This window comes from Anaerovorax sp. IOR16, assembly GCF_017168145.1.
Classification (GTDB): Bacteria; Bacillota; Clostridia; order Peptostreptococcales; family Anaerovoracaceae; genus IOR16.
The window spans coordinates 568,578-580,352 of record NZ_JADQTL010000009.1; the positions used below are offsets into that span (position 1 = coordinate 568,578).

Consider the following 11,775-nt stretch of genomic DNA (forward strand, 5'->3'; position numbering starts at 1 on the left):
ATGTACTGTACGTCGCAGGAAGTTATGGAAATGATAAAGCCTGATGCTATGAGTGGATTGATTGATAATGAGTATATTGAAGATGAAAACGAAAGGGAAACAAAACTGTTACCGATTATCGAAGCAGCCATTGAGGATGCGGATGGAGAAATTGACGGATATCTTACCAAGAGGTATCCTGTCCCCCTCTCCTCTGTTCCTAAAGTTATCAATAAGTTTTCCAAGGATATAGCTCTTTACAATATCTTCACTAGAAATGGCATAGATACTGGGGAAAGGGAATCAATTTACCTAACAAGATACAAGGCAGCGGTCAGGTTCCTAGAAAATATCGCCAAGGGTGTTATTGATATTGGAGCTAAGAAAATTGAAGCAAGAGCAAATACAGGCTTTAACATGAATTCCAGCACTCGCTTGTTTAGCAGAAACTCCTTAAAAGGGATGTGATGATATGGCAGGCATAAGACTTGAAGGTGATGTAAGAGCCCTGATGAAAAGACTTGGAAAAATGAAAAATATAGACCTTCGAGGGGCAAACCTCACTCTTGCTGAAACGCTCAGGACTTCAACTATACAGCGATTCAAAGATGAAGAAGACCCAGACGGAAAGCCTTGGGAACCTTCTTTAAGAGCTCAGGAAGAAAATGCAAAGACCTTGACAAATACCGCTCTTTTGAGAAGAAGTATAAAAGCATCTGCCAGCAGCAGTGGCTTTGCTGTAGGAACTAACAAGAAATATGCAGCCACTCACCAATTTGGAGACGAAGGCAGAACCATCAGGGCAAGAAATTCCAAGGGATTAAGATTCAGAGTGGGCGGTCGCTGGGTTACAAAGAAGAAAGTCGTTGTCAATATTCCAGCACGTCCCTTCCTTGGCATCAGCGAAGACGATATGGAAGAAATCAAAGAAACACTTCAAGAACTTGTGGCAGGTGATGAATAATGATAGGGCTTTGCATGGATTACTTAGAAGGAAAACTCAAAGAAACTGGTATAAAGGGAAAGGTTCGCACTACAGAAAAGGAGCTCAAGCTCTGCCAAGACAGTCACGTTGGAGCTGTCCTCTTTGAAAAGGAAAGCTTCACAAGAAGCGGCTCAAAGAAGGTCTATTCTGAGGGCGAAAGCAAGAAAAAACGAACAAAGATATTTAATAGGCAGTCATACTTCTCCGTCACGATCGGTGAATACTCTATCGGCAAATGTGAGGAAATCTTTCTTAAGTTTATGGAGTCTTTGGACAGAGGCATTCTGGATGAAAAGGGCAATTACATCTATCTTGAGATTGAAGGAGCTGAGTGGGTGGACGAAAAGGACAGTATTTTAAGGAGTAAAATGGCTGTTCAAATACTGATACGCTTTGATGGTGGAATCTACAAAGACAGTGTTTATGGCAACTTACAAGAAGCAACTATTGAAAATGTTGAGGAGGTATAAAAATGGCAGCTAAAAAAGAAGCTGAGGAGCAATTTACAGTTGAAGCCTTGGCAGATGAAATGAAAATTGATACTGCCATCTTTGCTGGTGTCAAAGCTTTTATGGGCTGGGCAAGTGGCAGAATGGCAACAAAAAAAGAATTTGAAAGTGCTGTAAAGGACTTTCTTGGAGCTCCTCTTAGAGGAAAGGCGGTGAAATGATGTTAAGAGACGTAAAGATAAATATAACGGATGGAGGTCTTGGAGCTTCCAGCGTTAAAGGTGAAGGAGCACATGTAAAGATTGGAGTATCCCCTATTGTCTCAACTGCTCCAATTACCATCACTGGTGGTATGAATGTAAAAAAGATTAAAGAAAAGCTTGGAAACAGTCCCCTTGCAGACAGCTGCATGGACAGTGTATCGGCTGGGTCAAATGTTATTTACTGTATACCAGTTCAAGCCTCTACAGATGGAACTGTTGGGGAAATCACCAAGACAGGGACTGGAAAAGGAACTTGCACAATTGAAGGCAAGCCTAACAATTCCTATGATGTAGAACTTAAATTCATTGAAAGTGGCGGATTTAACAAAGCGACCTTTAAGTATTCCATAGATGGTGGTTACATCTTTTCGGATGAAACCACTCTTCCAGTGGGTGGCAGCTTTGAACTTCCTGAAACAGGACTGACTTTGAAATTTACAGAGGATACAGATGTGGAGGACTCCTTCATGGCAGATGATGTGATTAAGTTCTCAACCATTGCACCACAGATGACCAATCAGGATGTTTTAAATGCCTTGGATAAGCTGAAGAACTCAAGCCTTAACTTTGAATACATCCATGTGGTTGGAGAATCCACGAAGGCTCTTTGGGCTGCTTTAGCGGTTGAAGCTGAAAAGTTCTTCAATACCTATTTTAAGCCTATATTCTTTGTTCTTGAGGCTAGAAACAAGAACGCTGATGAAACGGTGGACGAATACGCTCAGAGCCTTATCGCTGAAAGAAAAGGACTTGTATCCTACTTTATCCAAGTGGTTACTGCAAGAGCCTTATACACCAAAATGGATGGCTCTATAAGGGATGTGAACGGTGCTTCTATTGTATGCGGTCTATATTCAAGAGCCGATGTTCAGCAGTCTATCGGTGAAACAAGAACCTTCCCTATTTCAGGAATACTGAAGCTTTTACCTGAAGGTATCGAGGACAGTATCGGTGCTTTGGATGAAGCAAAGTATCTCACATTCAGGGAGTATGTAGGACTTGAGGGTTTTTATGTAACCAATGCAAGAATGATGGCTCAAGATGGCTCAGACTATAAATATGCTGAGCGTGTGAGGGTTTCCAATAAGCTCGTAAGAGAAACAAGAAAAGAAGCTCTCCTTCAGATTCAATCTCAAGTAGATATGTCTGACCCAGAGGGCAGCCTTGAAGCAATCGCTAAATTTATTCAGATTCCTGGGGATACAATGGTAAGACAAAAGGAAATATCTTCAGTAAGAATCATCATCCCTGAAGGACAGGACATCCTTGGAACTGAAAAACTAGCTTTAAAAATCAGATATATCCCTATTGGATATATCAGAGAAATTGAAATCGACATGGGAATGGAAAACCCATTACTAAGTTAGGAGGGAGTTAGATGGCTGTAATAAACGGTAAAGCCTATGACTGGGGAGACATCACCATCAAGATACCAGGTCTTGAAATCGAAGCTCAAGAGATAAGTTATGATGATGAACTTGAAAAAGAGACAGTCTATGGCAAGGGTCAAAGAGCCAGAGGATATGGCGAAGGAAATTATAAGGCATCCGCTAAAATGAGCCTGCTTCGTGATGACTTTGATGACTTGATAAAATACTGCAAACGTCAAAGTGTAGGGCTTTATAAGCTTGTGATTCCTAAAATCACTGTGAGCTTTGCGAATCCTTACCAAAGAACCAAGACAGATGTTCTTAATCTGGTTACAATCACAAAGGTAAGTCATAAGAATGCACAGGGCGACAAGTCCTTAAAGATTGACCTAGACCTTTTGGTTGTAGGTGAAATTGAGAGAGACGGACTCAGTCCAATGTAAAAAAATCGCAAAATAAATGACAAATATTAATCTTAGGAGGTCAATTGTAATGGAAAACAAAGAAAAGGATTTATTAAAAAAGGACTTAAATGTTGAAGAGCTTAAGAAGAAATACGGAAAGGTTTATGAGGTTAAAGCAGAAATCGAGCCAGAGGGTGAATTTGAGACTGTGGAGCTGATTTATTACTTTGTAAAACCGAAAGCACCTTCTTTCAACAGATACATCAAGACTGTATCTCAAAACAGCATGAAAGCAACCAAAACCTTTGTAATAGACAACATTGTTGAAGAGCAGCTTGCAGATATTGAGGATAAGTTTGAGAAGTACCCTGCTCTTTGCATAGGTATTGGAGAGAAACTTCTTAATATGTTAGGGCTACCTAAGTCAACAAATTTCAAGCTACTTTAGAGGAACATCTATGGAGTATTAAAAAGAACTTCATAGAAGCTGGAACAATTGAAATCATGAAATATGTTCCTCTAAAGCTGCTAAAAAAAGACTTGAACGATATGGATATAGACGAGTTTATGGAGGCTCTTGCTAAAGCTAGATACATTCAGGAAATAGAAGAAAACATAATGGCAAGAGCTATATCCAAGGTTTTTGCTGAAAGGGGGGATTAGAGTGTGAGTTTGGAATCAGTATTCAGATTATCAGTCATTGTCAGTATGATTGACAACCTATCAGGTCCGACTGCGAGGATAAACCAAAGCTTAGACCAAACCATTGGCAGACTTGAAAGAGCTGAGCAGGGCTTTTCTGATATGACAAAATCAGGAATGGCTATGGGACTACTTGGAAAAGAACTCGCATCAGTAGCACTCTCCCCTGTTGAAGCAACCTTTGAAACAAAGAAAGCTTTAGGAGAGCTTAGCTCTGTAGGAATTCAAGACCTTAAAGCTCTCGAACAAGCAGGGAAACAATTCTCTGACACATGGGCTGGAACCACAAAAGCTGACTTTATAGCTGCGGCTTATGATATTAAGTCAGGAATATCCACTCTTAGTGATACCTCGGTAGCTGAATATACGAAAATAGCTGGTATCACAGCGAAAGGAACTAAATCATCAATTGATGAAATGACTTCTCTGTTTGCTACTGGATACGGTATTTACAAAAAATATTACTCTGAAATGAGCGACTTAGAATTTGGAGAAATGTTTTCTGCTGGTATTTCGTTAGCTGTAGAAAGATATAAAACAAAAGGTTCTGAAATGGCTAGCTCTATTCAGACTTTAGGGGCGGCTGCCACTTCGGCACAAGTACCCCTCGAAGAACAATTATCTATACTTGGGACGTTACAGAGGTCTATGTCTGGAAGTGAAGCAGGAACAAAGTATAAAGCTTTCTTGAAAAGTGCTGCCAAGGCTGGAGACGAACTGGGGTTATCCTTCTTGGATGCAAATAACCAGCTTCGTTCCATGCCGGAGATTATAGCTGAATTACAAGGTAAATATGGTGATACTGTTGATGCTATAGAAAAAATGGAATTACAAGATGCTTTTGGCACACAAGAAGCTGTAGACTTAATTTCGTTGCTATACGACCAAACGGATTTATTGCAGTCTAGTATCGTTGATATGTATGATTCAATGGGTCAAGGGATTGACGTTGCAAAACTTATGGCTGATGCAATAAACCAGACGGAGGGCGAACAGTATGAATTGTTAAAACAAAAGATTCACAATGTTAAAGAGGAAATAGGCAATCAGCTCCTACCAACATTTATGGATATGTTGAACAAAGGATTTGAAATTCTGTCATGGTTAAGTAAGTGGATAGACGAGAACCAAACTGCTGTCAAATGGATTATGCATATAGTCTTGGCTTTGGGAACTGCCTTGATGGTATTTGGAGCTTTCAACCTCGTTGTAGGTGGTGCTGGATTAGTTGTCACTAAAACTATTGGAAACTTTAAAAAGCTTGCTGGTGCTATTCGAGGTATACCAAGTCTGTTTGAAACCATGCAAATACGAGCCATGTACGCTGGTGATGCTATTAAAAATGGATTTACAAGCATAAAAACCTTTGCTTCATCAGCAGTAACTGGAATCAAGAGTGTGGCAACATCAATCATTCAGATGGGTAAAGCAGCCATTATCAATGGAGCTAATGCCATCAAGCAGATGGTTCTTGGCATGGTGAATATGGCAAGACAGGCAGTTGTCACAGCAGTTCAAGCAATGCCAGGACTAATAGCTTCGGTATGGTCTTTCACTGCTGCACTTCTGGCAAACCCTATCACTTGGGTAATAATTGGAATTGTCGCTCTTATAGCAGCATTAGTGCTGTTATGGCAAAATTGGGATTCTGTTGTATCCTTCTTGACTGGTGTGTGGAATGCTGCTGTTGAGGGTGTAATTGGAGCTTTCAACTGGATAAAAGAAAAGGTCGCATCTATGCCGAATGGCTTTGTGGCACTTATAGCAGCTATCTTCCCATTTATCGGAATACCAATGCTGATATTTAAAAACTGGGGCAAGATAAAAGCCTTCTTCTCTGACATATGGAATGGCATAAAAACAGGCTTTACAAACTTCTTTACAAACTTCTTGCCTAATGTTTTGAATTCAGGAAAGAAGATTATGGAGACCTTGGCAAGTGGTATCAAAAAGACCATATCAGCACCAGTGGACATGGTTAAAAGCGGATTATCGAAAATCAGGAAACTACTTCCTTTCAGTGATGCCAAAGAGGGTCCGCTCTCTACCCTTACCCTTTCAGGTAAGCGTGTGTTTGAGACTATTAACACAGGTATGATGAAGACAAAGCATCTGCCTGCTGAGACAACAAAGGAAGCCTTCAAAGGTATTGACTTAAATTATGAGGATGCAACCGAGGGCAATGACTACTCTATGGAACCAAGGAAAGTCGAAAAGGTTTCGCTAAGAGAGATATCCAAGGAGCGTGAAGCTCAGTACAAAGAAGAATCAACCAAGGAGAAAAACGAAGGTACAAAGCAATATATCAATATCAATGTTGATATAGAGAAAATCAAAGAGCTTCCTCTACTGGTGAAGCTCCTGAAGGAAATTGAGGATTATAACAACTCAAACAATCCAGAACCAAGCAATGCATAAGGAGGGATAACGAATGCTAATTATTGATGAAAGTACAGTCAAAGTGGGAGGAGTTATCCTTCCTGGTGTTTTTAAGAGTTTTGAAATCAAAGGTAGTGCTAATGTTGAGGAAGTTGATGTAAAGGGAAAAAGCACAAAACCAAAACAAGCCACTGGATACAGTGATGCAAAGCTAAACCTTGAGCTTAGGCTCTTTGATGATGGAACAAAGACAGCTCTTGAAAAGCTTCAGACTATCCAGAACCTTTTTAAAAAGGCAGGACAAGAAAAGCCCATAGTCCATGAGATAGTCAACGAGCATACAAGCACAAGGGGCATCACAAAGGTTATATTCAAGGATTTAACCACGAAAGAAACCAGTGGCAAGGGTGAAATATCAGTAAGTATTGAGTTCTGGGAATACATTCCTATCACTATTACAGCAACCAAAAGCTCAACCTCAAGTAATGCAACAAGCAAGACATCAGGAAAGACCTCAAGCACAACCAAGAAAAGCACAAATACTGCGGTCAGCCTTGATGATGAATATAGAAAATATCTGGCAAACAGAGGTAAGGCTCCAAAGATTGAAGATAAGACCTATAAGTCCCCTGCAACAGATAGCACAGCAAATGCTGTGGCTTATAAATCAAGACTTGGAGTAGTTCCATATTAGGAGGTGGTAACTTTGAAGGTAAATGATTTTTTCTATCCAGAGATAAAGGCACAAGTCGGCTCCTACTCTTTCAATCGAGGGGTTGAAATCGAAGTATATTCCTCAAAGACCTCCTATTTTGATTGGGCGAAGGTAAGCTTTACAGAAGAGTTCAACGAAAAAGTATCAATCAACAAGCTGGACGAGGCAGTCATAAAGCTTGGCTACAATGGCAATCTGGATGATGTGTTTAAGGGATATACCAAAGAGCCTGTTAATACTGGTGGAGGCTCTCAAAATGAAATCATCCTAAAAGATGACATGATTAAGCTTGAGGAGACCGTTATCACCAACACATTTCTTGAAGCTACACCACAGGAAATACTTAGATACAGCTTAAACAAAGCAGGAATACAAAGATTTAAGCTATCATCCAAGGTCTATCCTAAAAAGAATGTAGTCCCTATATTCAGGAAAAGTGTCATTGATGTTATTGAGGAGATACATACTCTTTGGAAGATTAAAGAGCTCTTCTTCTTCACGGACAAGACCTTTTACTGGGGAGCTAAGCCAAGCCAAAGTAAGGTATATGAGTTTGAATATGCTTCTAACATCATTGACCTAAATCTTATTAATGGGCTTTGGGAGCTGGAGACCATATCGGCTCCGTTTATAAAGCACTCTCAGAAAATAAAGGTATCCCATCCAAGGGTATCAGGAGAATTTGAAGTGTTTAAGATAGCATTCTCGACCACTGGCAATGGCTTTGTAAGAAGCAAAATCTATTTTAAGGGTGATGAATAATGAGTATGATGGAGACTATGATTGAATCAAAAACAAAGAACATCCTCAAAAGAGATTATTCTCACATAGAGCATCCAAGCACAGCCTATGCAAGGATAACCAAGGTTTCAGGAAATGAGTACAACTTAAAAATCCTTGATGAAGGCAAGGCAGTTGATACAAGGTTCCCTGAAATCCCAAGAGTGAAATCTGACAGGGTCTTTGAGCTTGGTGATATTGTGGCGATTACTCTCCTATATGGAAAACTTAGTCATGTTTACATCCTTGGGAAGGTGATATGATGGCAGGACTTTATGACACTGATATAAGGCTTGATGAATTGAAAATCGCAAAGGCAGCCAATGGGGATGCAGCTTTAATCTCTGACTTTGAATGCCTTCAGCAAGACATACAATGTGAAGCTCTCACTCAAGAAAAAGAAGTCTTCTATGATGAAGAATATGGCTGGTCTCTTCTGGACTTCATACAGGCTCAGGATGACGAGCTCACAAGAACTGAAATGAAACAAAGGATAATCACAAAGCTTGGCAAGCGACAAGAGGTGGACATTGATTCAATTAAGATAAAAATAACCAATCAAGAAGATAGATTCCTGATAAATGTAAAATTTAGATGCATTGACTATCAGGAAGAAGCGGAGCTTGACCTCGCTCTTGATAGGGTTAAAGCAGAGGTGGTGATTGTGTAATGATGGACGAGAAAATCCTTGACGAGGTTATCCCTGTACCTGACAGAGAAGAACTTAAAAATCAGATAGTAAATGAGCTTGAAGATGAAGGCTTTGACATAACCAATTTTAGTAGTGGCGGTATATTCTTCACAATTATCATGATATTCATTCAGATAAGAATTGAGCTTGTGAAGCTCCTTAGAACTGTTTTATCAAATATGTTTGTCTCTTCAGCAAAAGGAATATGGTTAGAGCTCAAGGGTGCTGACTACTCAAAGAAAAAGAAAGACCCAACAAAGACCAGAGGAAATGTGACTTTGAAAAGAACCACAGCAGGCACAAGCATAAAGATACCTCAAGGGTATGTCTTTAAGACAGAGCAGGACATCAACGGTGAAGAGTTCGCCTTTATAGTTCTTGAAGATGTAATGATGGGAAAAGATGACCTTACTGTTAAGGTGCTTGTGGAAGCTGAAAAGGAAGGCAGCAAGTACAACCTTCCTTCAGGACAGATTAAAAAGTCCTTGATTCATATTGAAGGCATAGACGAAATTACCAACGAGGTCGGCTGGATCACTCAGGAAGGAAGTGACCTCGAAGATGAGGAAAGCTTCAGGGAAAGAACCTTAAACTCATGGGCGGAGCTTTCAGCCTACCCTATCAGAGATAAATACAAAAATGTTTGTGAAGCAGTACCAGGCGTACTATTTGCCACAGTGGATGACATGCATCCAAGGGGTCAAGGGACGGTCGATATTATCATCACTTCCACTGCTGGAGAAGCTACTCAAAGTCTTCTTGATGAAGTCAAAGAAGCAGCGGACAAGATTAAGGCTCCTTATGATAACCTACTGGTTAAATCGGCTCAGGTAGTCACACAGGACTTAAATGTGACCTTGTATATCTCTTCCCTTTCTGATGATACAGGACTTGAGGAAAAGGCAATGTCAACGATTATAGAGGCATTTAAGAGGACAAAGAATAGGAACCTTAATGAGTTCTATAAGTCGGACTTGATTTTCGCATTAAAGAAGGATATTGACATCCTGAAGAACATCAAAATCAATACTCCTGCTGATGATGTCATTTTAGAAAATGATAAGGTTATCGTTCTTGGGAATGTAGACCTTACTATTGAGAAGGTGTAAGGCTATGTTTGAAAAGTTTAAGGATTACATGTTTTATCTGCTTCATAGTCCGCTTAAGAAGGTCTCAAAACAAAAGAACCAGTTTTATATACTCTTCAAAGTGCTGGGTAAGATATTTGACCATACCAAGGAAGATATCTTCAAAGTAAGAGAACAATCTATGATTGTGAGTGCTTCAGGAAAGATGCTTGATGAACATGGCAAAGACCGAGGAATGAAGCGACTGCCCTATGAGGATGATGATTACTACAGAAACAGGCTGATGCTTAAAAAGGTCATTGCTGAGAAGGCTGGAACCAACGAAGGAATCCTTCTAGCTCTTAGAGCTATGGGATATGAAAACTCATATATTGAACCATTCTATATGACGGATGCTGAGAGATGGGCTGAATTCATTGTCTATCTAAACAGCAAGGAACCTAGTAAAATGGATAATCTTACTGTTATTGATAGCGAGATTATGAAAGTAAAGGCAGCAGGCTCCAAGCCATCTTATGGTCTTGCATCTGCTGAAGATATTCAAATTAAAACAGAAGGCAAGCTTTATCCCTTTAAGTATCCATTATGCAATACGATACTTTGCGGAACGTATCCTGATGAAGCGACCCTTGGAAGAATAAACAAAGCCGATATCGGTGTAAATGGTGAGTATAAGGCAACAGATAACCCAGAGCCATTCTGTGGCGATATTGCATCTTCTGAAGCTATATATCAAGAATACAAATACACTGATTTTAATGGACATAATGCAGAGATTGAAGTTGATACAAGCCAAGTGAACACAGTAAAACAATACAATCTTTGTGGAGTGTGTCATTCTGGGGAGGTGAAGGTGTAAATGATTACTTCAAATGGATTTAATAAAATAGCAAACTTGATTAAAGAGACTATCTCTCATGGAACTTATCAATTAAATGGTTCAACAAAGACCACACAGATTTATAAGACCAGTGTTGAAGCGAATGTTTTAAAAATCTATCTGTATTTTGATGATGTGGAATCAGGAAGTTTTTCCAAGTTCCAGCTCGTTGATACGGATGGAAATGTATTCGCTGAAAAGCCAGATAATATCTCAAAGCCAAACACAAAAGGGCTCTTAGTTCTCTTTAAATTCACGATTACGGAGGTGCGATGATGATTTATGATAAGACGATATGGGTTGACCATGTAGTTGACTCAGATACTGGCGAAGTCATTCAGCAGGGAACTCCTATCTCAGAGAATAGGCTCAATAAAAGTGAGGATGGAATCTTTGAAAACAGAGAGCTTACATCCCTTGAAATGCAGCAGATTCTTGAATTGAAGAGAAATGCAGAAAACTTCAATGTAGAGATAGGAAGCGTTACTCTAAGCAACAGCCAAGCTTATCCTTTTAATAATTCAAAGATTACCATTGCTTTGAAGAAGCCAAGAAACTCACTTGATTATGAAATTTCAACAGAGCTTGTGAGCTCCAATGGTGAAGCTGGTGACGTGATTGTAAGTGATAAGCAGACAAACGGATTCAAGCTTGAATTTACAGGGAGTGCGACTGCTGCAACAGTTAAATATTTTGTTAAAGGAGGCATTTATTCATGAATGTTATAGAAAAGACAGAAGGTACTAAGATTAGTCACAGCATCATGGGTGATACAATTCTAGTCCTTGAGGAAGAATTGTATTTGAACCTTGAGAAATATCAAAGGGATTACCCAGTCCACATTGACATCAGTAGAAATGAATTCAACATGTTGGTCATGGGAACATCAAGAGAGTATGTGGCACAGATAGACATACCAGAAAAGACATATAGAATGGTGGACACTGGCAAGACAACCGAGGAAGGAACACCAATCATGGAGAAGGTTCATGATGAATTTGACATGAATACAGTAACTTTAACTTTGTGGGGAGGAAATGCAAATGTCTAAGTTTGATAGTTTAAAATTGTCTGTTGAGGCACTCTCAGG

At 39.7% G+C, this 11,775-nt stretch carries 18 protein-coding genes; all 18 read left to right on the plus strand.

Translation table 11 applies throughout. The features are described 5' to 3' along the window. The 18 genes from I2490_RS06300 to I2490_RS06385 are packed head-to-tail and all read left to right on the plus strand — an operon-like array spanning position 1 to position 11,736. A complete protein-coding gene (locus tag I2490_RS06300; protein WP_206458913.1) occupies positions 1 to 447 on the plus strand; it encodes a gp436 family protein in 447 nt (148 codons plus the stop codon). Between the two features lie 4 nt (positions 448 to 451). Next, complete coding sequence (locus I2490_RS06305; RefSeq protein WP_206458914.1) at positions 452 to 943, plus strand: phage virion morphogenesis protein; 492 nt, start codon at positions 452 to 454, stop codon at positions 941 to 943. Beyond that, positions 943 to 1,434 (plus strand): SON protein, encoded by a 492-nt coding sequence (locus I2490_RS06310; RefSeq protein ID WP_245157101.1) that lies wholly within the window; start codon positions 943 to 945, stop codon positions 1,432 to 1,434. The genes I2490_RS06305 and I2490_RS06310 overlap by 1 nt, the downstream gene beginning before the upstream one ends. Positions 1,435 to 1,436: 2 nt before the next feature. Continuing rightward, positions 1,437 to 1,634: a hypothetical protein gene (locus tag I2490_RS06315; protein WP_206458915.1), complete on the plus strand. Its 198-nt coding sequence runs from the start codon at positions 1,437 to 1,439 to the stop codon at positions 1,632 to 1,634. Next, positions 1,634 to 3,043, plus strand: coding sequence for a DUF2586 domain-containing protein (locus I2490_RS06320; RefSeq protein ID WP_206458916.1), 1,410 nt, complete (start codon positions 1,634 to 1,636; stop codon positions 3,041 to 3,043). Before I2490_RS06315 ends, I2490_RS06320 begins: the two co-directional genes overlap by 1 nt. 11 nt (positions 3,044 to 3,054) lie before the next feature. Then, a complete protein-coding gene (locus I2490_RS06325; RefSeq protein WP_206458917.1) occupies positions 3,055 to 3,489 on the plus strand; it encodes a hypothetical protein in 435 nt (144 codons plus the stop codon). Between the two features lie 49 nt (positions 3,490 to 3,538). Next, the gene (locus tag I2490_RS06330) at positions 3,539 to 3,898 is read left to right on the plus strand and encodes a DUF6848 family protein (RefSeq protein ID WP_206458918.1); all 360 of its coding nucleotides are present in this window, start codon (positions 3,539 to 3,541) and stop codon (positions 3,896 to 3,898) included. 56 nt (positions 3,899 to 3,954) lie between these two features. Further along, positions 3,955 to 4,113 carry a hypothetical protein gene (locus I2490_RS06335; protein ID WP_209010586.1) on the plus strand — a complete coding sequence of 53 codons (159 nt, stop codon included), beginning with the start codon at positions 3,955 to 3,957 and terminating at the stop codon, positions 4,111 to 4,113. Between the two features lie 45 nt (positions 4,114 to 4,158). Beyond that, on the plus strand, positions 4,159 to 6,570 hold the full coding sequence (locus tag I2490_RS06340; RefSeq protein WP_209010587.1) for a phage tail tape measure protein: 2,412 nt from the start codon (positions 4,159 to 4,161) through the stop codon (positions 6,568 to 6,570). 13 nt (positions 6,571 to 6,583) lie between these two features. After that, entirely contained in the window at positions 6,584 to 7,225 is a 642-nt protein-coding gene (locus I2490_RS06345) for a transcriptional regulator (RefSeq protein ID WP_206458920.1), read from the plus strand. Between the two features lie 12 nt (positions 7,226 to 7,237). Then, on the plus strand, positions 7,238 to 8,008 hold the full coding sequence (locus tag I2490_RS06350) for a serine/arginine repetitive matrix protein 2 (RefSeq protein ID WP_206458921.1): 771 nt from the start codon (positions 7,238 to 7,240) through the stop codon (positions 8,006 to 8,008). A 5-nt stretch (positions 8,009 to 8,013) separates the two neighbouring features. Continuing rightward, on the plus strand, positions 8,014 to 8,289 hold the full coding sequence (locus tag I2490_RS06355; protein ID WP_206458922.1) for a hypothetical protein: 276 nt from the start codon (positions 8,014 to 8,016) through the stop codon (positions 8,287 to 8,289). Then, positions 8,286 to 8,696, plus strand: a complete 411-nt coding sequence (locus I2490_RS06360) for a DUF2634 domain-containing protein (protein ID WP_206458923.1) — start codon at positions 8,286 to 8,288, stop codon at positions 8,694 to 8,696. The genes I2490_RS06355 and I2490_RS06360 overlap by 4 nt, the downstream gene beginning before the upstream one ends. Then, positions 8,696 to 9,826, plus strand: a complete 1,131-nt coding sequence (locus I2490_RS06365) for a baseplate J/gp47 family protein (RefSeq protein ID WP_206458924.1) — start codon at positions 8,696 to 8,698, stop codon at positions 9,824 to 9,826. Before I2490_RS06360 ends, I2490_RS06365 begins: the two co-directional genes overlap by 1 nt. 4 nt (positions 9,827 to 9,830) lie before the next feature. Then, entirely contained in the window at positions 9,831 to 10,664 is an 834-nt protein-coding gene (locus I2490_RS06370; RefSeq protein WP_206458925.1) for a serine/arginine repetitive matrix protein 2, read from the plus strand. Further along, on the plus strand, positions 10,665 to 10,961 hold the full coding sequence (locus tag I2490_RS06375; RefSeq protein ID WP_206458926.1) for a hypothetical protein: 297 nt from the start codon (positions 10,665 to 10,667) through the stop codon (positions 10,959 to 10,961). Further along, a complete protein-coding gene (locus I2490_RS06380) occupies positions 10,958 to 11,404 on the plus strand; it encodes a hypothetical protein (protein ID WP_206458927.1) in 447 nt (148 codons plus the stop codon). The genes I2490_RS06375 and I2490_RS06380 overlap by 4 nt, the downstream gene beginning before the upstream one ends. After that, on the plus strand, positions 11,401 to 11,736 hold the full coding sequence (locus tag I2490_RS06385; RefSeq protein WP_206458928.1) for a hypothetical protein: 336 nt from the start codon (positions 11,401 to 11,403) through the stop codon (positions 11,734 to 11,736). Before I2490_RS06380 ends, I2490_RS06385 begins: the two co-directional genes overlap by 4 nt. Positions 11,737 to 11,775 lie beyond the last annotated feature (39 nt).

What these genes read in the sequence shown, in the direction of transcription:
- I2490_RS06300 (WP_206458913.1), top strand. Translation starts at nt 1, where the DNA reads ATGTACTGTACGTCGCAGGAAGTTATGGAAATGATAAAGCCTGATGCT.
- I2490_RS06305 (WP_206458914.1), top strand. Translation starts at nt 452, where the DNA reads ATGGCAGGCATAAGACTTGAAGGTGATGTAAGAGCCCTGATGAAAAGA.
- I2490_RS06310 (WP_245157101.1), top strand. Translation starts at nt 943, where the DNA reads ATGATAGGGCTTTGCATGGATTACTTAGAAGGAAAACTCAAAGAAACT.
- I2490_RS06315 (WP_206458915.1), top strand. Translation starts at nt 1,437, where the DNA reads ATGGCAGCTAAAAAAGAAGCTGAGGAGCAATTTACAGTTGAAGCCTTG.
- I2490_RS06320 (WP_206458916.1), top strand. Translation starts at nt 1,634, where the DNA reads ATGTTAAGAGACGTAAAGATAAATATAACGGATGGAGGTCTTGGAGCT.
- I2490_RS06325 (WP_206458917.1), top strand. Translation starts at nt 3,055, where the DNA reads ATGGCTGTAATAAACGGTAAAGCCTATGACTGGGGAGACATCACCATC.
- I2490_RS06330 (WP_206458918.1), top strand. Translation starts at nt 3,539, where the DNA reads ATGGAAAACAAAGAAAAGGATTTATTAAAAAAGGACTTAAATGTTGAA.
- I2490_RS06335 (WP_209010586.1), top strand. Translation starts at nt 3,955, where the DNA reads ATGAAATATGTTCCTCTAAAGCTGCTAAAAAAAGACTTGAACGATATG.
- I2490_RS06340 (WP_209010587.1), top strand. Translation starts at nt 4,159, where the DNA reads ATGATTGACAACCTATCAGGTCCGACTGCGAGGATAAACCAAAGCTTA.
- I2490_RS06345 (WP_206458920.1), top strand. Translation starts at nt 6,584, where the DNA reads ATGCTAATTATTGATGAAAGTACAGTCAAAGTGGGAGGAGTTATCCTT.
- I2490_RS06355 (WP_206458922.1), top strand. Translation starts at nt 8,014, where the DNA reads ATGATGGAGACTATGATTGAATCAAAAACAAAGAACATCCTCAAAAGA.
- I2490_RS06360 (WP_206458923.1), top strand. Translation starts at nt 8,286, where the DNA reads ATGATGGCAGGACTTTATGACACTGATATAAGGCTTGATGAATTGAAA.
- I2490_RS06365 (WP_206458924.1), top strand. Translation starts at nt 8,696, where the DNA reads ATGATGGACGAGAAAATCCTTGACGAGGTTATCCCTGTACCTGACAGA.
- I2490_RS06370 (WP_206458925.1), top strand. Translation starts at nt 9,831, where the DNA reads ATGTTTGAAAAGTTTAAGGATTACATGTTTTATCTGCTTCATAGTCCG.
- I2490_RS06375 (WP_206458926.1), top strand. Translation starts at nt 10,665, where the DNA reads ATGATTACTTCAAATGGATTTAATAAAATAGCAAACTTGATTAAAGAG.
- I2490_RS06380 (WP_206458927.1), top strand. Translation starts at nt 10,958, where the DNA reads ATGATGATTTATGATAAGACGATATGGGTTGACCATGTAGTTGACTCA.
- I2490_RS06385 (WP_206458928.1), top strand. Translation starts at nt 11,401, where the DNA reads ATGAATGTTATAGAAAAGACAGAAGGTACTAAGATTAGTCACAGCATC.